Consider the following 19,056-nt stretch of genomic DNA (forward strand, 5'->3'; position numbering starts at 1 on the left):
CTGCCACACGCATCACCTGTCGGTCCGGGAAAGCGGTCAGTGGTCGAGGAGACGGACGTCGTCGACGGAGGCCGACCGTCTCGTCCGGAAGATGGTGACGATGATCGCGAGGCCCACCACCACCTCGGCGGCGGCGACGACCATCGTGAAGAACGCGAATACCTGTCCGTGGAGGTTGCCGTGTATACGCGCGAACGTCACGAACGCCAGGTTGGCGGCGTTGAGCATCAGTTCGATGCACATGAACACGACGATGGCGTTGCGCCGCAACAGCACTCCGGCCGCGCCGATCGTGAAGAGCAATGCCGACAGGTAGAGGTAGTTCTCCGGGTTCACCGCGTCCCACCCTCCGTGGCGGCGCCGGAGGCGGAGCCGGTGGCGTCCTCGTCCCCGGGCGGCGCGGGCACCCCCAGTTCCGAGTGCGTCCAGTTACGTCCGATGCGTTGCAGCAGGGGACCGACGGACTGCTCGGCGAGGGAGCCGTCGGGAAGGCGGGCGGGGACGTCGGCGGCGTTGTGTCGCGCGTACACCCCGGGGGCGGGCAGCGGAGTGGCCCGGCCACCCTCACGGAAGCGCTGCTGCGACAGTTCCCGCTGCGTGGGTCGTGGCCGCAGGCGTTCGCGGTGAGCGAGGACCATCGCGCCGACGGTCGCGGTGATGAGCAGGGCGCCGGTGGCTTCGAAGGCCCACACGTAGTCGATGAACAGCAGTTCGGCGATGCCCTCGACGTTGCCGCCCGCGTTCGCCGCATCCAGTCCGACGAACGCGACGGTGGTGGCGTTGCCGATGCCGCCGACGAGCAGCGCACCGAAGCCCAGTCCGACACCGACCGCGAGGACCCGTTGCCCGCGGATCGTCTCGACGAGCGAATCGGACGAGTCGATGCCGACGAGCATGAGCACGAACAGGAACAGCATCATCACGGCGCCGGTGTACACGACGACCTGCACCACGCCGAGGAACAGGGCGTCCTGGGCGATGTAGAACACGGCGAGCACGATCATCGTCATCGCCAGGAACAGCGCCGAGTACACCGCTCTCGCGGCGAGCACGACCCCGAGCGCGCCGACGACGGCAACCGTGCCGAGGATCCAGAACTGCACGGCCTCACCGGTCGATGTGGTCGCGGCGGCGAGCACGGTCGCCGCGCCGCCGGTCACGGTGCCTCCGCGGCGGTGTCCGGTACGGTGCCGCGGTAGTAGTCGTCGTCGGTGGCTCCGGGCGCCATCGGGTGCGGCGGTGCCGTCATGCCCGGTTGCAGTGGGGCGAGGAGCCGGTCCTTCTCGTAGATCAGGTCGCGGCGGTTGTCGTCGACCATCTCGTAGTCGTCGGTCATCGTCAGGGCGCGGGTGGGGCAGGCTTCGATGCACAGTCCGCACCCGATGCATCGCAGGTAGTTGATCTGATAGACGCGGCCGTAGCGTTCGCCGGGTGAGTACCGTTCGTCGTCGGTGTTGTCGGCACCCTCGACGTGGATGGCGTCGGCGGGGCAGGCCCACGCGCACAGTTCGCAGCCGATGCACTTCTCGAGTCCGTCTGCGTAGCGGTTGAGTTGGTGTCGGCCGTGGTAGCGCGGCGCCACCGGCGTCTTGACCTCGGGGTAGAACTCGGTGTTCGGCTTCTTGAACACCGTGGACAGGGTCACTCCGAAACCTGCGAGGGGACCCAGGAATTCAGCCATCGCCGACCTCCTTGTGTGTCGCGCGTGCGGCGGGGACGGGCATGGGTGGCACCGGGAATCCGCCGGGTTCGTCCGGCGGGGTTCGCGGTGGCGTGCCGCGGTCGGCGGTGGCACGACGCGACGACCGCGCACGCAGGTACCCGAAGAGCGTCACCGTGACCACCAGGCCGACGACGATCAGGGTCGCGGTCTCGGGCAGCGCCCCTTCGGTGTGGAGCAGTCGTATCGACGCGACGATCATCACCCACACCACCGAGACGGGAATGAGGATCTTCCAGCCGAGTGCCATGAACTGGTCGTAGCGCAGCCGGGGCAGAGTGCTACGCAGCCACACGAACACGAACAGCACCGCCCACACCTTGACGACGAACCACAGCACCGGCCACCATCCGGTGTTCGCGCCGTCCCACAGGCTCAGCGGCCACGGCGCCCGCCAGCCACCGAGGAAGAGCGTGGTGAGCAGCGACGACACGGTGACCATGTTGATGTATTCGGCGAGCATGAACATCGCGAACCGCAACGACGAGTATTCGGTGTGGAATCCGCCGACGAGTTCACCTTCGGCCTCGGGTAGGTCGAACGGTGCGCGGTTGGTCTCCCCCACCATCGACACCGCGTAGATCAGGAACGACGGAAGCAGCAGCACCACGTACCACAGTCCGCTCTGGGCATCGACGATCCCGGAGGTCGACATGGTGCCGGCCTGCAGGAACACCGCCGCGAACACGAGGCCCATCGAGATCTCGTACGAGATCACCTGTGCGGACGAGCGGATGCCGCCGAGCAGCGGGTACGTCGAACCCGACGCCCATCCGGCCAGCACGATCCCGTACACACCCACCGACGTGACCGCGAGGATGTACAGGACCGCGACCGGCAGATCGGTCAGTTGCAACGGGGTGTGCTGACCGAACACCGACACGACCGGCCCGAACGGGATGACCGCGAACGCCATGAATGCGGGGACGGTCGCGAGGATCGGGGCGAGCAGGTAGACCGGCCGGTCGACCCCGGTGGGCGTGATGCCTTCCTTGAGCCCGAGTTTGATGCCGTCGGCGACGGTCTGCAGCAGGCCCTTCGGGCCGACCCGATTCGGGCCGATCCGCATCTGCATCCGCGCCATGATCTTCCGTTCGGCGAGGATCAACACGAGGGTGGTCAGGACCAGGAACGCGAAGATCACCAGTGACTTCGCGACGACCAGCCACCACGGGTCGACGCCGAACAGCGACAGGTCCGTCATCGCGGCACCTGCCCGTCCGTGAAGGCGGGACGGATCCGCACGAGATCGCCCGCATCGGCCGCGAGCCTCTCGTGGATCCCGGCGCCGGGTGCGGTCGCCGGTACCCAGATCACCCGTGCGGGCAGGTCGTCGAGCACCAACGGCAGGGTCAGGGCACCGCGATCGGTGGCGACGGTGACCGGGTCTCCGTCGCCGACGCCGATCTCCTCGGCGGTGGCAGCGGACATCCGAGCGACCGGGGCGCGGGCGGTGCCCGCCAGGTGGGGTTCGCCGTCCTGCATCCGTCCGGAGTCGAGGAGCTGGTGCCAGGTGGAGAGCACCGCCTCCCCCAGGACCGGGGTCCGGGCCGATCCGGCGGCGACCCCGCGGAAGTCGGGGGGTGTGGCGCGCCCCGCGCCGAGCACCGCGAGTTCGGTGCGGGCGGCCGCCAGGTCGGGCAGCCCCAGGTGCACACCCATCTCGGTGGCGAGCGCGTCGAGGACCCGCAGGTCCGGCAGGTTCCCGGTGTCGGGGAGCGCGGCGGGGAAGGGGCGGTCGCGGCCCTCCCAGTCCACGAACGTTCCTGCCTTCTCGGCGACGGCGGCGACCGGCAGCACCACGTCGGCGCGGTCGGTGACCTCGCTGTGACGGATCTCGAGGCTCACGACGAATCCGGCGGCGTCGAGTGCTGCGCGGACCGCATCGGGATCGGGCAGGTCGGTGGGTTGGACGCCGCCGACGACGAGCGCGCCGAGATCGCCGGCGGCCGCAGCGGCGAGGATCCCGGCGGTGTCGCGTCCGGGCGCGCTCGGCAGTGCGACACCGGCATCATGTCCGTACCACAGTCGTTCGACGTCCCGACGGGCGTGCGGGTCGGCGACGGCGCGGCCCCCGGGGAGCAGGGTGGGCAGCGCACCCGCTTCGAGGGCACCGCGGTCCCCGGCCCGGCGGGGGACCCACGCGAGCCGCGCACCGGTGTCGGTGGCCAGGGCCGCGACGGCGGTCGGCGCGCCGGGTGTCGTGGCGAGACGCTCCCCCACCAGGATCACCGCGCCGGGTTCACGCAGCAGTGCCGCGTCGAGCAGTGGGTTCCGGGAGCCGCGGATGTCGTCGAGCAGGCGCGCCTCGTCGCCGGGTACGCACTGCAGGACGGTGCCGGACAGTTTCCTCAGGCCGCGACTCGCGTGCGTGCCCAGCGCGTACACCCGGGTCCCGGCGCGTACCGCCTTGCGCAACCGCAGGAACACTGCGGCGGCTTCGTCCTCGGGTTCGAGTCCGGCGAGCAACACGGCGGGTGCTGTCTCGAGGTCCGCATAGGTGACGGTCATGCGGACCCCGGCGATCCGGGAGGTGAGGAAGTCGGTCTCTTCCTCGCTGTGCGCGCGGACGCGGAAGTCGATGTCGTGGGTACCCAGTGCGATCCGCGCGAATTTGGCGTAGGCGTAGGCGTCCTCGACGGTGAGCCGGCCTCCGGGGAGCACTGCCGCACCACCGGGTGCGGACGCGAGCCCCCGCGCGGCCACCGCGAGCGCGGCCGGCCAGGACGCCGGTTGCAACGCGCCGGCGGCGTCGCGGACCATCGGGACGGTCAGCCGGTCCGGTTCGGTGGCGTAGGTGAACGCCCAGCGCCCCTTGTCGCAGTTCCATTCCTCGTTGACCTCGGGGTCGTCGCCGGCGAGGCGGCGGAGCACCGTGCCGCGCCGGTGGTCGGTGCGCAACGCACAGCCGCCGGCGCAGTGTTCGCACACGCCGGGGGTCGACACCAGGTCGAACGGCCGGGCCCGGAACCGGTAGGCGGTGCCGGTCAGGGCACCCACCGGGCACACCTGCACGGTGTTGCCGGAGAAGTAGGAGTCGAAGGGTTCCTCGGTGTAGATGCCGACCTGTTGGAGGGCGCCGCGGTCGAGCATGTCGATGAACCGGTCGCCGGCGATCTGGTCGGCGAACCGGGTGCAGCGCGCGCACAGCACACACCGTTCCCGGTCGAGGAGCACCTGCGAGGAGATCGCGATCGGTTTCGGATAGGTCCGTTTGACGTCGTCGAAGCGGGTCTGCGCGCGTCCGTTGGTCATCGCCTGGTTCTGCAGGGGGCATTCGCCGCCCTTGTCGCAGACCGGGCAGTCCAGCGGGTGGTTGATCAGCAGCAGTTCCATCACGCCCTGTTGCGCCTTGTCGGCAACGGGAGAGGTGTACTGGGTGCGCACCACCATCCCGTCGGTGACGACGGTGGTGCACGAGGCGAGCGGTTTGCGTTGCCCCTCGACGTCGACGAGGCACTGGCGGCACGCCCCGACGGGGTCGAGGAGCGGGTGGTCGCAGAACCGGGGGATGCGGATGCCGACGAGTTCGGCGGCGCGGATCACCAGTGTTCCCTTCGGCACGGCGATCTCGGTGTCGTCGATGGTGACGGTGACGAGGTCGGCGGGTACCGACTCGCTGCGTCCGGCATCGGATGCGGTGGTCATCGGAGTTCCTCCGTCCCCGCGGCGCGTGTGGCCAGGTGGTGATCGAACGGGCATCCGCGGTGTTCGAGATGCGCGACGAACTCGTCGCGGAAGTACGCGATGGACGACGTGATGGGGCTGGTGGCGCCGTCGCCGAGGGCGCAGAACGCGCGACCGAGGATGTTGTCGGAGATGTCGAGGAGTTTGTCGAGGTCGGCGTCGGTGCCGTGTCCGGCCTCGAGGCGGTGCAGGATCTGTTCGAGCCAGTAGGTGCCCTCCCGGCACGGGGTGCACTTTCCGCACGATTCGTGTGCGTAGAACTGTGTCCACCGCAGGACGGTGCGGACGACGCAGACGGTGTCGTCGAAGATCTGCAGGGCGCGGGTACCGAGCATCGATCCGGCCTGCCCGACGTGTTCGTAGTCGAGGGGCACGTCGAGGTGTTCGCCGGTGAAGATCGGTGTGGACGACCCGCCCGGTGTCCAGAACTTGAGTCGATGGCCGGGCCTCACTCCGCCGGCGAGGTCGAGCAGTTCACGCAGGGTGATGCCGAGCGGCGCCTCGTACTGCCCGGGACGGCGCACGTGCCCGGACAGGGAGAACAGCGCGAAACCGGGCGATTTCTCGGTGCCCATCGTCCGGTACCACTCGACGCCGTTGCGGACGATCGGGGGGACGCTCGCGATCGACTCGACGTTGTTGACCACGGTCGGGCACGCGTACAGCCCGGCGACGGCGGGGAACGGGGGACGCAGCCGTGGCTGGCCGCGGCGTCCTTCGAGCGAATCGAGGAGTGCGGTCTCCTCGCCGCAGATGTAGGCGCCCGCACCGGCGTGGACCACGAGGTCGAGGTCGTATCCGGAGCCGAGGATGTCGGTGCCGAGGTAGCCGGCGGTGTACGCCTCGGCGACGGCGGCCTGCAGCCTGCGCAGCACCGGAACCACCTCGCCGCGCAGGTAGATGAACGCGTGGTTCGCGCGGATCGCGCGGGCCGCGACGATCACGCCCTCGACGAGTGTGTGCGGGGTCGCGAACATCAACGGGATGTCCTTGCACGTCCCCGGTTCCGATTCGTCGGCGTTGACGACGAGGTAGTGGGGTCTGTCGTCCCCCTGCGGGATGAACGACCATTTGGTGCCGGTGGAGAACCCGGCGCCGCCGCGGCCGCGCAGACCCGAATGTTTGACGAGGTCGATGAGTTCGTCGGGGTCGGTACGCAACGCGATCGGAAGCGCTTCGTACCCGCCGTGCCGGCGGTACGCGTCGATCGTCCAGGAGTCCGGTTCGTCCCAGTGCGCGCTCAGTACCGGGGTCAGCCCGGTACCCGTGCGCGACGACGTTTCGGGTGGGTTCTCGTGCGACACCGGAGCGGCCGGCGCGCACATGCCCCGTTGCCGGGCCAGGTGCAGGCCGACCAGCGACGCGGCGCCGGCACCGCCGCCGGATTCGAGGGCGCCGGGTCGGTCGTCGGGGAAGCCGGCGAGAAGGCGTGCCGCGTCGCGGAAGCCGCGCAGCGGCGCGCCGCGGGTCGGTGTGACGGGACGGCCCGCGCGCAGATCGTCGACGAGCGCGAGGGCGTTGTCGACGGTGCGGTCGTCGAAGAGCTCCCAGTCGACGGTCATCACCGGTGCGAAGTCGCAGGCGGCGTTGCATTCGATGCGTTCGAGGGTGATCGCGCCGTCGGTGGTGGTGTCGCCGGCGCCGAGCTCGTCCCCGGTGTGTTCGCCGACGGGGTGCTCGCCCGGGTCGAGACCGAGATGCGCGCACAGTGCCGCGTGGATCTCGTCGCCGCCGAGGGTGGCGCACAGTGCGTTGGTGCACACCCCGACGTGGTGGGTGCCGGTGGGGCTGCGCCGATACATGGTGTAGAAGGTTGCGACCGCGGCGACATCCGCGCCGGTCGTCTCGACGTGCCGGGCGCAGAACTCGATTCCGGCGGGGGTGATGTAGCCGTCCTCGGACTGGACGAGGTGCAGCAGCGGTAGCAGCGCGGATCGGCGGTGCGGGTAGCGAGCCAGGATCTCGGTGGCATCGGCGTCGAGTCGGGCGCGCACGTCGTCCGGATAGCTGCGGGGAGCACCGGGTCGCACGAGGCAGGTGCTCTCCTCCGGACGCGGTCCGAGCGGCACGAGGACCTGTTCCGCGCCCCCGCCGGATACGCCCGGCGCGCCCGTGTCCGTCGGTGTCCCTGCGCCTGTCGGTGTCCCTGCGCCTGTCGGTGTCCCTGCGCCTGTCGGTATCCCTGTGCTCATCGGTCCACTCCCCCCATGACCGGGTCGATGCTCGCGACCGCCGCGATGACGTCGGAGACCATGCCGCCCTCGCACATCGCGGCGACGGCCTGCAGGTTGGTGAACGACGGGTCACGGTAGTGCACGCGGTAGGGGCGGGTACCGCCGTCGCTGACCATGTGCACACCCAGTTCCCCGCGCGGTGATTCGACCGCGACGTACGTCTGTCCGGGCGGGACACGGAATCCCTCGGTGACGATCTTGAAGTGGTGGATGAGGTCCTCCATCGAGGTCCCCATGATCCGGCGGATGTGGTCGAGGGAGTTGCCGAGTCCGTCGGGTCCGAGGGCCAGCTGCGCGGGCCAGGCGATCTTCCGGTCCGCGATCATGACCGGCCCCGGGGTGAGCCGGTCGAGGCACTGTTCGACGATCTTGAGCGACTCCTTCATCTCACCGACCCGGATGAGATACCGCCCGTAGCAGTCGGCACCGGTGTCGGTGACGACGTCGAACTCGTAGTTCTCGTAACCGCAGTAGGGTTGGGCGCGCCGCAGGTCGTGTGGTAGTCCGGTCGATCGCAGGATCGGTCCGGTCACTCCCAGCGCCATGCATCCGGCGAGGTCGAGGTAACCGATGCCTTCGGTGCGTGATTTCCAGATCGGGTTGTCGTCGAGGAGCAGTTCGATGTCTCGGATGCGTCCGGGCAGGATCGCCAACAGTTCGCGGATCGCGGGGACGGCGTCGTCGGGGAGGTCCTGGACGAGTCCCCCCGGGCGGATGAACGCGTGGTTCATCCGCAGTCCGGTGATCTTCTCGAACACGTCGAGGACGAGTTCGCGTTCGCGGAACCCGAAGAGCATCGGGGTGGTCGCGCCCAGTTCCATCCCGCCGGTCGCGAGGGCCACCAGATGCGAGGAGATGCGGTTGAGTTCCATGAGCAGCACGCGGATCACCGAAGCGCGTTCGGGGACCGCGTCCGTGACGCCGAGCAGACGTTCGACGCCGAGGCAGTAGGCGGTCTCGTTGAAGAACGGGGACAGGTAGTCCATGCGGGTCACGAACGTGACCCCCTGGACCCATGTGCGGTACTCGAGGTTCTTCTCGATTCCGGTGTGCAGATAGCCGATTCCGCACCGGGCCTCGGTGACGGTCTCGCCGTCGATCTCGAGGATGAGCCGGAGCACGCCGTGGGTCGACGGGTGTTGCGGCCCCATGTTCACGACGAGGTGGTCCTCGCCGACGGTGTGGGCGGCATCGACGATGGCGTCCCAGTCCTGCCCGACGGCGGTGTGGACGGTCGCGGCCGAGCCGTGCCCGGCGGCGCCCGTCGCGGTGTCGTTCGTCAACTGTAGGACCTCCGCTCGTCGGGTGGCGGGACCTGTGCGCCCTTGTATTCGACGGGGATTCCGCCGAGCGGGTAGTCCTTGCGCTGGGGGTGGCCGGTCCAGTCGTCGGGCATCTCGATGCGTGTCAGCGCGGGGTGCCCGTCGAAGATCAGACCGAAGAAGTCGTAGGTCTCACGTTCGTGCCAGTCGACGGTGGGGTAGATCGTGTACAGCGACGGAACGTGCGGATCGGTGTCGGGCGCGGTGGTCTCGACGAGAACGCGGCGATTGTGCGTGATGGACATCAACGGGTACACCGCGTGCAGTTCGCGCCCACCCTGTTCCGGGAAGTGCACGCCACTGACGCCGAGGCACAGTTCGAACCGCAGGTCGGGTTCGTCGCGCAACGCACCCGCGACGAGTGGCAGATGACCGCGATGTACGTGCACCGACAACTCACCGTGGTGCACGACGAACTTCTCGACCGCGTCGGCGAATTCGACACCGGTGTCGGCGCGCCGGCGCACCAGCGCGACCTCGAGCGCATCCGCGATCCCGTCGAGGTCGCCACCGAAGGGCCGGGGGCTGCTGCCGGGCAACTCGATCCTCCGTACGAGCCGCCCGTATCCGGAGGTGTCGCCGGAGTCGTGCACCCCGAACATGCCGGTGCGCACCGCGATCGTCTCGGGTGGCGACTGGGGGTCGGAGATGTGTTCGCCGGTCATCGTCGCGGCACCTCGAGTTGGATGAGCGGTCGCGCCGCGAGCGCGGCCTCCTCCGCGGCGCGTACCGCCTCGGCCCGGTTGGCTCCGAGGGGCATCTGCTGAATCTTCGTGTGGAGCGCGAGGATCGCCCCCAGCAGCATCTCCGGCCGCGGCGGACACCCCGGTAGGTAGATGTCGACGGGGACGACGTGGTCGACGCCCTGGACGATCGCGTAGTTGTTGAACATCCCGCCCGACGAGGCGCACACGCCCATCGCGAGCACCCACTTGGGTTCGACCATCTGGTCGTACACCTGCCGCAGTGCGGGGGCCATCTTCTGGCTGACGCGGCCGGCGACGATCATCACGTCGGCCTGCCGCGGGGAGGCGCGGAACGCCTCCATCCCGAACCGGGCGATGTCGAATCGACCGCCGGCGGTCGACATCATCTCGATGGCGCAGCACGCCAGACCGAAGGACGCCGGCCACAACGAGCCCTTGCGGGCGAAGCCGGCGAGTGCTTCGACCGTGCTGAGCAGAAACCCGCTCGGGACCTTCTCCTCGAGACCCATGTCCGACTCCTACCACGTCCGCTCGTTGTGTGGATCCTTTTCCGGCGCATGCTCTTCCGATTCCGCCGCATCCGGGACCTCAGTCCCAGGTCAGTCCGCCCCGCCGCCACTCGTAGGCGTAGGCGACGAAGACGTTGAACATGAACAGTGCCATCGCGGCGAACCCGAAGACTCCGAGCGCGTCGAAGTGGATCGCCCACGGGTACAGGAACACGATCTCGATGTCGAAGACGATGAACAGCATCGCCGTGAGGTAGTACTTCACCGGGAATCTCCCGCCACCGGTCGGCTGCGGGGTGGGGTCGATGCCGCACTCGTACGCTTCGAGTTTCGCGCGGTTGTACCGGCGGGGACCGGCGATGCTCGCGACGACGACGGAGAACACGGCGAACGCGACGGCGATCGCTCCGAGCACCAGGATGGGGACGAATGCGTTCATCGGCACCTCCGGTTCGATGTGCGTGCCCCGCTGCGTGTCACCGGGCATCGGGTGAAGGGTGACCCACGGCACCCACCCTAGTGCCGTCGGTGCCCGACTCGTCCCGGATTCGGAAGGCCTGTCCGGGCGGGCGTGTCACCCTCGACGACCGGTGTCACCGGAGTAGGGTCGTGCGTCGCGGCGGCCCTGCGGGCCCGGCCGCGCAAGCGCGTCGTGTCAGCGGGATCGCTCGTGGCGCAACAGGTCGAGGACACCCGTCGCCAGACGCATGGGATCGATCGGGTGCGCGACGACCAGGTCGGCGCGCGACCAGGTGGCCAGCCACCTGTCGTCGGGACGGCCGATGAGCACCACGACGGGTGGACACGGGTCGATCTCGTCCGAGAGTTGCTTGGCCAGACCGAGGCCGCCGGTCGGTGCCGCCTCCCCGTCGAGGACGACCAGATCGATCCCTCCGGCGTCGAGGTGGGCGAGAACGACCGCACCGGTGGCGACGTCCAGGTACTCGAGCGGCGGCAGATCGGGATGCAGATTCGTGCCGAGCGCGGTGCGCACACGCTCCCGGACGGTGGCGTCGTCGCTGTACACGAGGACCTTCAGCACGGCGGGGCCACTCGACGTATCGCTCACGGCCCGATGGTAGCGCCGCCGTTCGGCACGGGGCGCGGGTGAGCCCGCGGCGTGTCGCGGGCTCACACGGTGACGCGGACCGGAGTCGCACTCGCTGTCGTGGACTCGTTGCCGAGCTCTCCGTTGCCGTTCTCGCCCCAGCAGAACAACTCGGCGTCGACGGTGGTGGCGCAGGTGTGTGCGGTGCCGACGGTGATCGTGACGGCCGCCGCGGGCAGACCCACCGCGGTGGGGATCGACGAGTGCTGTCCGGGCGCGCTCGTGTTCCGGCCGAGGTCCTCGGTGCCCCAGCACGAGGCGACACCGTCGTCGGTGACCGCGCAGGTGTGCCGGGTGCCCGCGGCGAGGGAGACAGCCCGCCCCGTCAGCACGCTCTCGACGGGGACCGCGGACGAATCGGTGGTGCCGTCGCCGAGCTGACCCCACCCGTTCCCGCCCCAGCAGTACGTCCGTCCGCTCTCGAGCACCGCGCAGGTGTGTTCGCGACCGGCCACCACGTACGTCGCGGGCGCCGGGAGTTCGACCTTCAACGGATCGGGGACGGCGACATCGGCGTCGTTGGTGTGTCCGCGGCCGAGTTGACCGGCGGTGTTCGCGCCCCAGCAGAAGACGTCGCCGACGACGGTCGACGCACACGTGTGGTTTCCGCCGGCCGCCAACGACGAGAGGGTGGGCAGGTCGACGCGTTGCGGCCGTTCGTGCCGGTCGTATCGTTCGTCACCGACCTGACCGTTGTCGTTGCGTCCCCAGCAGTACCCGCCGCCGTCGTCGGTGAGCGCGCACGTGTGGTCCTCCCCGGCGCTGAGGGAGGACACTCCGGTGGGTAGATCGACGACCCGCACCGGCTGCGATCGCTGGTCGTCCGTGCCGTCGCCGAGCTGCCCGAACGTGTTGTACCCCCAGCAGTAGGTGTCTCCCGTGTCCGTCACCGCGCAGCTGTGCTCGCGGCCGGAGCCGAGCGCGACCGCCGGGGCGGGAAGGGACACGGACACCGGCGAGTAGCGGGTGTCGACGGTGCCGTCACCGAGTTGCCCGGAGGTGTTGAAACCCCAGCAGCTCACCTCACCCCGGCGGTCGGCGCACGTGTGCCACCCACCCGCCGCGGCCGTGAACACGTCCGGTGTCTCCGCGGGCCCGGGCGCGGCCGCGGTCCGGGATGCACCGTCGGGCCACCACACCGCCACGCCGACGGCGGCGACGATCGAGGCCACGACGGCGATCAGGACTGCCGCGGTGCGGCGCGCACCGCGCGCCGGTTCCCGCGGTGCCGGGGCCCGCTCCGGTGACGGTGCCATCGGCACGGTTCGCGGGTCCGGCCGCGCGGTGGCGACGAGTGCCCCGCGGGCGACGACGGTCTTCGGGTCGTCGAGTGTGGCGACGGGCCCGATCTCCGAGAGCGCCTGGTGGACGAGGGGGATGCGGGACGAGCCGCCGGTGAGGTAGATCGCCTGCAGGGCACCCTGCGGCACCCGCGCCGACGACAGGGCCTCCCGCACGAGTGCCGCCGCCTCGAGGATCTTCGGAGCGACGAGGTCGTCGAACTCGCTGCGGGTCAGCAGGAGGTTCTCGCGCCGGTGCCCGGCAGCAACGGTGACGGTCGCCGACGGGTTGCCCGAGAGCACCTCCTTGGCGCGACGCGCGGAGTCGTCGAGCGCGCGACGGGCCGCGAGCCCGGCGGGATCGGTGCCCTGCACGAGTCCGGCGAGCTCCGGATCCCGGTCCGCGATCCGGTCGAGCGCCCACCGGCTCACGAGGGCATCGAAGGTCTTGCCGCCGAGGGTGTTGTCGCCGCGTGCGGCGACCACGTCGAAGGTGCCCGCGTCGGTCGCCCGCAGGATCGCGACGTCGACGGTGCCGCCACCGAAGTCGAACACGGCGAGCGCCGAACCGGGCGGCATCGGTGCTGCCCGGGTGTAGAAGTGCGCCGCGGCGCGGGGTTCGGAGACGGTGGTGACCGTCGACGGGTCGATGCCCGCGCGCCCCGCGGCGGTGGTCAGAACGGCGACGAGGTCCCGGGGCCACGCCTCGGGGTGGGTGAGGACCACCCGTTCCGGTGGAACCGCGTTGTGGTGGCGCAGTGCGCGACGGTAGGCATCGCCGAGGACGGCTGCCACCGCGTCGGTCGGGTCGACCGGGGTTCCGCGCACCGGTACGGCGCCGGTCCCGACGAGCCGTTTGGGTGCGGGGACGAAGCCCGCGGGATCGGCGTCGGCGGCGTTGAGCGCGGCGTCGCCGACGAGGATGTCGTCGGCGGAGCGGACGGGCACCGTCCGCACGTACACCGCGGACGGCATCGCATTGCCCTGGTGGCTGAGCGGCAACGCCCGGACCGGCCCGGCCGGGGCGCTCTCGGCGGCGGCGGTGTTCGACGTGCCGAAGTCGATCGCCAGCGACCAGGGTGCTGTCGTCATGGATTGGCAGCCTAGCGGCCGCAGTCCCGACGCCCGTGCGCGGTGTGGTCTCGCGTGTCAGTACGCCGTGGGTTTCACGCCGCGCCGGAACTCGAGTGCGGCGTGATGCCGTCGGTGATGTGTTCTGCTCTCCCGGCCGGGTCGCGGTGTGACGACCGGCCCCGGTGAGATCATCACGTGTGCGACGACGATGCAGCCGCCTGTCACGAGCCCGAAGAGCACCGCGTACCCGATCGATCCCGTGAACACGACCACCGCGGCCCCCACCGCGATGACCGCGACCGGCACGAGCAGTGCCAGCATGCGTCCCTGCGACCCCTGGTCCCCCGATTCATGGCGATGTTCGCTCATCGGTTCCCTCCCTGGCCCACTTCGAGCCGTACCCACTCCGGGCGGTGCGCTCGATTCGGCTCGACGCTGCGGACTCCCCGTTCCGCCGGGCGCGTCGGCCTAGTAGGTAACAGAACACTACCAAATGTGACATAAATCTCGCAATGGTGTTGTCTTCCGTCACGAGCGTGTTGCACGTCGGTGACCCTCCCGGTCCGCAGCGGCCTCACCGGTCCGCCGTCACCACCCGCAGAAAGTTTCAGAATCTTTGAAACTTGCAGCCAGGTAAGGCTACGCTTCCCGGGTACTCCGATCGGGCTCACCACCCGATCCGTCGAAAGGCATCCATGCATCACACCCTGCGCCGCGCACTGCGTCGGCCCGCCCTCGTCGCGACGGCACTCGCCGGAGCGTTGCTGCTCGGAGCGTGCTCCGGCAGCAGCGACGACGACACCACCGCCGCCTCGTCGGGCGGATTCGAACCGGTCAGCATCGAGCACGCCCTCGGCACCGCCGAGATCACCGAGCAGCCCGAACGGGTCGTCACGCTCGGCATGGGCTCGGCCGAGACCGTCATCGCGCTCGGCACGGTCCCCGTCGGGATCGAGGAGTACCCCTGGGGCAGCGACGACACCGGCTACCTGCCGTGGATCCACGAGGCACTGACCGAGCGCGGGGAGGAACTGCCTCCGCAGATCACCGGCGGCACCGAACTCGACGTCGAGTCCATCGCAGCGCTCGAGCCCGACGTCATCCTCGCGCCGTGGTCGGGCATCACCAAGGACCAGTACGACCTGCTCACCAACATCGCACCGACCGTCGCATATCCCGAACTGCCGTGGACGATCACCTGGCAGCAGCAGATCGAGACGATCGGCACCGCCCTCGGCAAGCACGACGAGGCGCTCGGGCTCATCGCCGACATCGACCGGACGTTCGCCGAGTCCGTCGCCGCCCACCCCGAATACGCGGACGTGACGTTCTCGTACATCTACAACACCGGTCCGGGAACCCTCGGCGTGTTCCTCGCCGACGAGCAGCGTGTCGCGATGGTGCGTGGCCTCGGCCTGACCGTCGACCCGGTCGTGTACACCCTCGAGGAGACCGAGGGCACCGACTCGTCGGTCATCGGACTCGAGAATGCGCATCTGCTCGCCGACTCGGACCTGGTCTTCACGTTCTACTCCGATCCGGAGAACCGTCGACAGATCGAGGAACAGCCGGTCTACCAGCAGATCCCGGCCGTCGAGCGCGGATCGCTCGTCGCCCCCGAGGAGCAGCCGTTCGTGACCGGATCGTCGATCATCAACCCGTTGACGGTGCCGTGGGCGCTCGAACGGTACGTCCCCCTCATCGACGCGGCGATCGCGAACCTCGACCGCTGACCCACCCGTGCGCACTTCTGGTGGTCCCGGCTACCAGAAGTGCGCACGACCGGAGCGGGTCAGGGGTGTGCATCGCGTTGCTGTTTGTGGCGGCGCCATTCGGCGCTCAACGCGCGATTGTCGAGCAGCCACGCCATGTAGTCGTGCATGTTGGTCACCCGGGTGTACGCCGGCGACGCCGGATCCACCCGCTGCAACGCCTCACTCGCCAACTGCCGCTGACCGCGCAGGTACTCCTCCTCGATCTCGAGGAAGCCACCCCACACGTCGTCGGCCATCACGAAGAAGTGGGTCCGCTCCCCCGGTCGCCGCACCCGCTGCACGAATCCCCGCGCGACCAGTCGCCGCGTGTACGTCGACACGGACCCGCGGCTCGCCCCGAGCACACGCGCCAACTCGTCGGCGCTGACACCGCCGCTCTCGTCGACGAGCAGGTAGCCCGCGATCCGGCCCTCGATCCGTGACGCACCCCCGGTCTGCCAGTAATCGGCGAAACGTTCCACGAACCACGTCCGTACGTCCCCGTTCGTGTCCGCCGCACCGTTCGTGCCCACCTCACGCTCCCCGCTCATGTCGACCATTGTCGCAACGCCCGTGCGGCGTCGCCGCGCCGGACGTCACCGCCGCCCGAGAGCGGCAGCGAGCCGGGTCCCCTGCCGGATCGCCCGCTTCGCATCGAGTTCGGCGGCGACGTCGGCACCACCGATGACGTGCACACCCACGCCGGCGTCCCGCAGTCCCGTCTCCAGATCGCGCACCGATTCCTGACCGGTACAGAGCACGATGTCGTCGACCTCGATCAGTTGTCGACGCCCGTCCGTGTGCACCACGGTCAGTCCCCGGTCGTCGATGCACTCGTAACGCACACCGCCGATCTGTTCGACGCCTCGGGCCGCGACCGCCGCTCGGTGCACCCACCCCGTGGTCCGGCCGAGACCCGCACCGAAGCGGGACGACTTGCGCTGCAACAGCACCACCTGGCGCGCCGCGGGAATCGGTGCGACGGCCGTGACCGCACCCCGCACATCCGAACGCGGATCCGTCACGCCCCACTCGCGTTTCCACTCGCGGAGGTGCAGGGTCGGCGAACCCGCAACGGTGAGGTACTCGCACACGTCGAATCCGATGCCCCCGGCGCCGATGACGGCCACCCGGTCGCCGACGGGCCGGGCCTGCCGGAGCAGGTCGGCGTAGGTCAGCACCGACGGGTGATCGACGCCGGGGATCTCCGGCACGCGGGGACGCACCCCCGTCGCGAGGACGACATCGTCGTATCCGCCGTCGATCAGACCGTCCACGGTCGCGCGGGTCCCCAGGTGCAGGTGCACACCGAGGGTGTCGATGCGCCGGGTGAAGTAGCGCAGGGTCTGCGCGAACTCCTCCTTGCCCGGAATCCTGCGGGCGAGATCGAACTGGCCGCCGATCCGATCTGCGGCTTCGAACAGGTCGACACCGTGCCCGCACTCGGCGAGACCCACCGCCGCGGACAGTCCGGCCGGCCCGGCCCCGACGACGGCGACCCTGCGCGCCCGGCGGGTGGGGAGCAGCTCGAGGCGGGTCTCGTGGCCGGCTCTGGGGTTGACCAGGCACGACACGGTCTTGTTCGCGAAGGCGTGGTCGAGGCATGCCTGGTTGCAGGCGATGCACGTGTTGATCTCGTCCGCCCGGTCCGACCGTGCCTTCACCGGCCAGTCCGGATCGGCGAGCAGTGGCCGCGCCATGGACACCAGGTCGGCGTCGCCCCGCGTGAGGATCGCTTCGGCGGTGTCCGGCACGTTGATCCGGTTCGACGCGCACACCGGGATACCCACGTGCGATTTCAGTTCCGCGGTGAACTCGACGAACGCCGCGCGCGGCACCGATGTCACGATCGTCGGAACACGGGATTCGTGCCAGCCGATGTCGGTGTTGAGCATCGACACCCCGGCCTCTTCGAGTTCCCGGGCGAGCACGACGATCTCGTCCCAGGTCTGGCCGTCCTCGACGAGGTCGGCCATCGACAGCCGGAACACGATGAGGAAGTCGGGGCCGAGCGCCGCCCGCGTGCGGCGCGCGATCTCGACGGCGAATCGACGACGGTTGCGGGGCGTGCCACCCCACTCGTCGGTGCGGTGATTGGTTCGGGGCGCCAGGAACTGGTTGACGAGATACCCTTCACCGCCCATGATCTCGACGCCGTCGTAGCCGGCGTACCGGGCGAGTTCGGCGCAGTGGACGTAGTCGTCGACGGTCGAGTCGACGTTCGGGCCGGACAGTGCTCGCGGCGTGAACGGGTTGATGGGTGCCTTGATCCGCGACGCCGACACGCTCCACGGCACGTAGGCGTAACGCCCGGCATGCAGGATCTGCAGTGCGATGGCCGCTCCTGCGCGGTGGACGGCGCGGGTGATGATGCGGTGCCGGCGCGCCTGGGCCCGGTTGACGAGTTGCGCCCCGAACGGCAGGAGCGGGCCCTGCCGGTTCGGTGAGTGCCCGCCGGTGATGATCAGTCCCGCACCGCCGCGGGCTCGGGTGGCGTAGTACTCGGCGAGGCGGCGGGTGTGCCACGCGCGGTCCTCGAGTCCGGTGTGCATCGAACCCATCACGATCCGGTTGCGCAGGGTGACCGATCCGGTATCGAGGGGTGTGAACAGGTTCGGGAACGCGGTCACGGGCGCTCGCCTTCCGTTTCCGGCAACGCGGTCGCCTTCTGCAGCACAATCGTCGAGAGCCGATCGAGCCGTTCGGCGCGACCGGTGTCGAGACGCCGACGGACCGTCTCGGCGCGGCGGGTTCCGGCGGCGCGGGAGGCTCCCACCGTCGCGGCGATCTTCGCTGCCGTGCCCAGCGCGAGATCCGGCAGTGCTGGCGCGGGCAGGACGCCGGGTACCGCGGGGGGCTGCTCGTGGGGGGTCTGCGGGCCGGTGTGCATGGTCGGGGACGTTACCGGAGGGCTTCGACAGCCTACGGAACCGGAAAATCGTGCTCACCTCGGGGTTCGGGACAATAGCTGCGTAAACGGCAATCAACAGCACCGACCCCGTACAAACCGGGAGTGACCTCGGGCGAGGGTTCCGGGGTGATGTCAACCGGCCGTTCGAGGAGCTTGCCCTTGTGGAACAACGCGCCCGCCCGCACCAACGCCACCAACTGCGGAGCGTTGACGGCCCGCCACCGCGATTGGGCCGCTTCGATCAGCTTGTAGGCCATCGCCATGCCTGCTGCTCGTGAGCCCGGTCCCTTCGTCACTCTGGTCCGAAGCCGCACCGTCGCGAAGGTCGATTCGATGGGATTCGTCGTGCGTAGATGCACCCAATGCTCGGCGGGATACCGGAAGTATTCGAGCAGCACGTCGGCGTCGTCGACGATCTTCTTGACCGCCTTCGGATACTTCGCGCCGTAGTCACGTTCGAACGCCGCGATCGCCAACTGCGCCTTGTCGATGTCCTCGGCCCCGATGATCTCCTTCATCGCCGCCAACGCACCCGGATGCGCCGACTTCGGGAGTGAAGCAAGAACGTTGGATTGTTTGTGGAACCAGCAGCGCTGTTCCCGCGTCTCGGGGAACACTTCCCGCAGTGCCTTCCAGAACCCCAACGCCCCGTCGCCGACTGCGAGCACCGGTGCCCGCATTCCCCTCCGGCGGCAGTCCCGCAGCAGGTCCGCCCAGGATTCGGTGGACTCGCGGTAGCCGTCGGTGAGC

The 19,056-nt window shown here is 69.6% G+C and carries 17 protein-coding genes and 1 pseudogene; 1 reads left to right on the forward strand and 17 read right to left on the reverse strand.

The genetic code is table 11. From position 1 onward, the window contains the following. Window positions 1-36 precede the first annotated feature (36 nt). From nuoK to LDQ05_RS14385, 13 genes are all read right to left on the reverse strand, one after another. On the reverse strand, window positions 37-336 hold the full coding sequence (nuoK, locus tag LDQ05_RS14325; protein WP_226437633.1) for an NADH-quinone oxidoreductase subunit NuoK: 300 nt from the start codon (window positions 334-336) through the stop codon (window positions 37-39). Beyond that, window positions 333-1,160: an NADH-quinone oxidoreductase subunit J gene (locus tag LDQ05_RS14330; RefSeq protein ID WP_226437634.1), complete on the reverse strand. Its 828-nt coding sequence runs from the start codon at window positions 1,158-1,160 to the stop codon at window positions 333-335. The genes nuoK and LDQ05_RS14330 overlap by 4 nt, the downstream gene beginning before the upstream one ends. Beyond that, entirely contained in the window at window positions 1,157-1,681 is a 525-nt protein-coding gene (nuoI, locus tag LDQ05_RS14335; RefSeq protein WP_226437635.1) for an NADH-quinone oxidoreductase subunit NuoI, read from the reverse strand. Before nuoI ends, LDQ05_RS14330 begins: the two co-directional genes overlap by 4 nt. Then, window positions 1,674-2,924 carry an NADH-quinone oxidoreductase subunit NuoH gene (nuoH, locus tag LDQ05_RS14340; RefSeq protein WP_226437636.1) on the reverse strand — a complete coding sequence of 417 codons (1,251 nt, stop codon included), beginning with the start codon at window positions 2,922-2,924 and terminating at the stop codon, window positions 1,674-1,676. Before nuoH ends, nuoI begins: the two co-directional genes overlap by 8 nt. After that, window positions 2,921-5,368 (reverse strand): NADH-quinone oxidoreductase subunit G, encoded by a 2,448-nt coding sequence (locus LDQ05_RS14345; RefSeq protein WP_226437637.1) that lies wholly within the window; start codon window positions 5,366-5,368, stop codon window positions 2,921-2,923. Before LDQ05_RS14345 ends, nuoH begins: the two co-directional genes overlap by 4 nt. Continuing rightward, the gene (gene nuoF / locus LDQ05_RS14350) at window positions 5,365-7,599 is read right to left on the reverse strand and encodes an NADH-quinone oxidoreductase subunit NuoF (protein ID WP_372461119.1); all 2,235 of its coding nucleotides are present in this window, start codon (window positions 7,597-7,599) and stop codon (window positions 5,365-5,367) included. Before nuoF ends, LDQ05_RS14345 begins: the two co-directional genes overlap by 4 nt. Beyond that, complete coding sequence (gene nuoD / locus LDQ05_RS14355; RefSeq protein ID WP_226437639.1) at window positions 7,596-8,924, reverse strand: NADH dehydrogenase (quinone) subunit D; 1,329 nt, start codon at window positions 8,922-8,924, stop codon at window positions 7,596-7,598. Before nuoD ends, nuoF begins: the two co-directional genes overlap by 4 nt. Then, on the reverse strand, window positions 8,921-9,628 hold the full coding sequence (locus LDQ05_RS14360) for an NADH-quinone oxidoreductase subunit C (protein WP_226437640.1): 708 nt from the start codon (window positions 9,626-9,628) through the stop codon (window positions 8,921-8,923). The genes nuoD and LDQ05_RS14360 overlap by 4 nt, the downstream gene beginning before the upstream one ends. Beyond that, entirely contained in the window at window positions 9,625-10,179 is a 555-nt protein-coding gene (locus LDQ05_RS14365) for a NuoB/complex I 20 kDa subunit family protein (protein ID WP_226437641.1), read from the reverse strand. Before LDQ05_RS14365 ends, LDQ05_RS14360 begins: the two co-directional genes overlap by 4 nt. A gap of 79 nt (window positions 10,180-10,258) precedes the next feature. Further along, entirely contained in the window at window positions 10,259-10,618 is a 360-nt protein-coding gene (locus LDQ05_RS14370; RefSeq protein ID WP_226437648.1) for an NADH-quinone oxidoreductase subunit A, read from the reverse strand. A 216-nt stretch (window positions 10,619-10,834) separates the two neighbouring features. Continuing rightward, on the reverse strand, window positions 10,835-11,248 hold the full coding sequence (locus tag LDQ05_RS14375) for a DNA-binding transcriptional response regulator (RefSeq protein WP_226437642.1): 414 nt from the start codon (window positions 11,246-11,248) through the stop codon (window positions 10,835-10,837). Window positions 11,249-11,310: 62 nt separating this feature from the next. Next, the gene (locus LDQ05_RS14380; RefSeq protein ID WP_226437643.1) at window positions 11,311-13,659 is read right to left on the reverse strand and encodes an RCC1 domain-containing protein; all 2,349 of its coding nucleotides are present in this window, start codon (window positions 13,657-13,659) and stop codon (window positions 11,311-11,313) included. Window positions 13,660-13,716: 57 nt separating this feature from the next. After that, window positions 13,717-14,010, reverse strand: a complete 294-nt coding sequence (locus tag LDQ05_RS14385; RefSeq protein WP_226437644.1) for a hypothetical protein — start codon at window positions 14,008-14,010, stop codon at window positions 13,717-13,719. A gap of 326 nt (window positions 14,011-14,336) precedes the next feature. Between LDQ05_RS14385 and LDQ05_RS14390 the strand changes: the two genes are divergently transcribed. After that, window positions 14,337-15,374, forward strand: a complete 1,038-nt coding sequence (locus LDQ05_RS14390) for an iron-siderophore ABC transporter substrate-binding protein (RefSeq protein ID WP_226437645.1) — start codon at window positions 14,337-14,339, stop codon at window positions 15,372-15,374. A gap of 59 nt (window positions 15,375-15,433) precedes the next feature. Here the strand turns inward: LDQ05_RS14390 and LDQ05_RS14395 are convergent, their stop codons facing one another. The 4 genes and pseudogenes from LDQ05_RS14395 to LDQ05_RS14410 form a co-directional block, all read right to left on the reverse strand. Further along, window positions 15,434-15,946 carry a GbsR/MarR family transcriptional regulator gene (locus tag LDQ05_RS14395; RefSeq protein WP_226437646.1) on the reverse strand — a complete coding sequence of 171 codons (513 nt, stop codon included), beginning with the start codon at window positions 15,944-15,946 and terminating at the stop codon, window positions 15,434-15,436. Window positions 15,947-15,991: 45 nt separating this feature from the next. Next, on the reverse strand, window positions 15,992-18,025 hold the full coding sequence (locus LDQ05_RS14400) for an NADPH-dependent 2,4-dienoyl-CoA reductase (RefSeq protein WP_226437647.1): 2,034 nt from the start codon (window positions 18,023-18,025) through the stop codon (window positions 15,992-15,994). Continuing rightward, the gene (locus LDQ05_RS14405; RefSeq protein ID WP_308013240.1) at window positions 18,022-18,285 is read right to left on the reverse strand and encodes a hypothetical protein; all 264 of its coding nucleotides are present in this window, start codon (window positions 18,283-18,285) and stop codon (window positions 18,022-18,024) included. Before LDQ05_RS14405 ends, LDQ05_RS14400 begins: the two co-directional genes overlap by 4 nt. A gap of 143 nt (window positions 18,286-18,428) precedes the next feature. Further along, a pseudogene (locus LDQ05_RS14410) lies at window positions 18,429-19,056 on the reverse strand (IS256 family transposase); the annotation flags it as partial.

Source organism: Rhodococcus yananensis, assembly GCF_020515525.1.
Lineage (GTDB): Bacteria > Actinomycetota > Actinomycetes > Mycobacteriales > Mycobacteriaceae > Rhodococcus > Rhodococcus yananensis.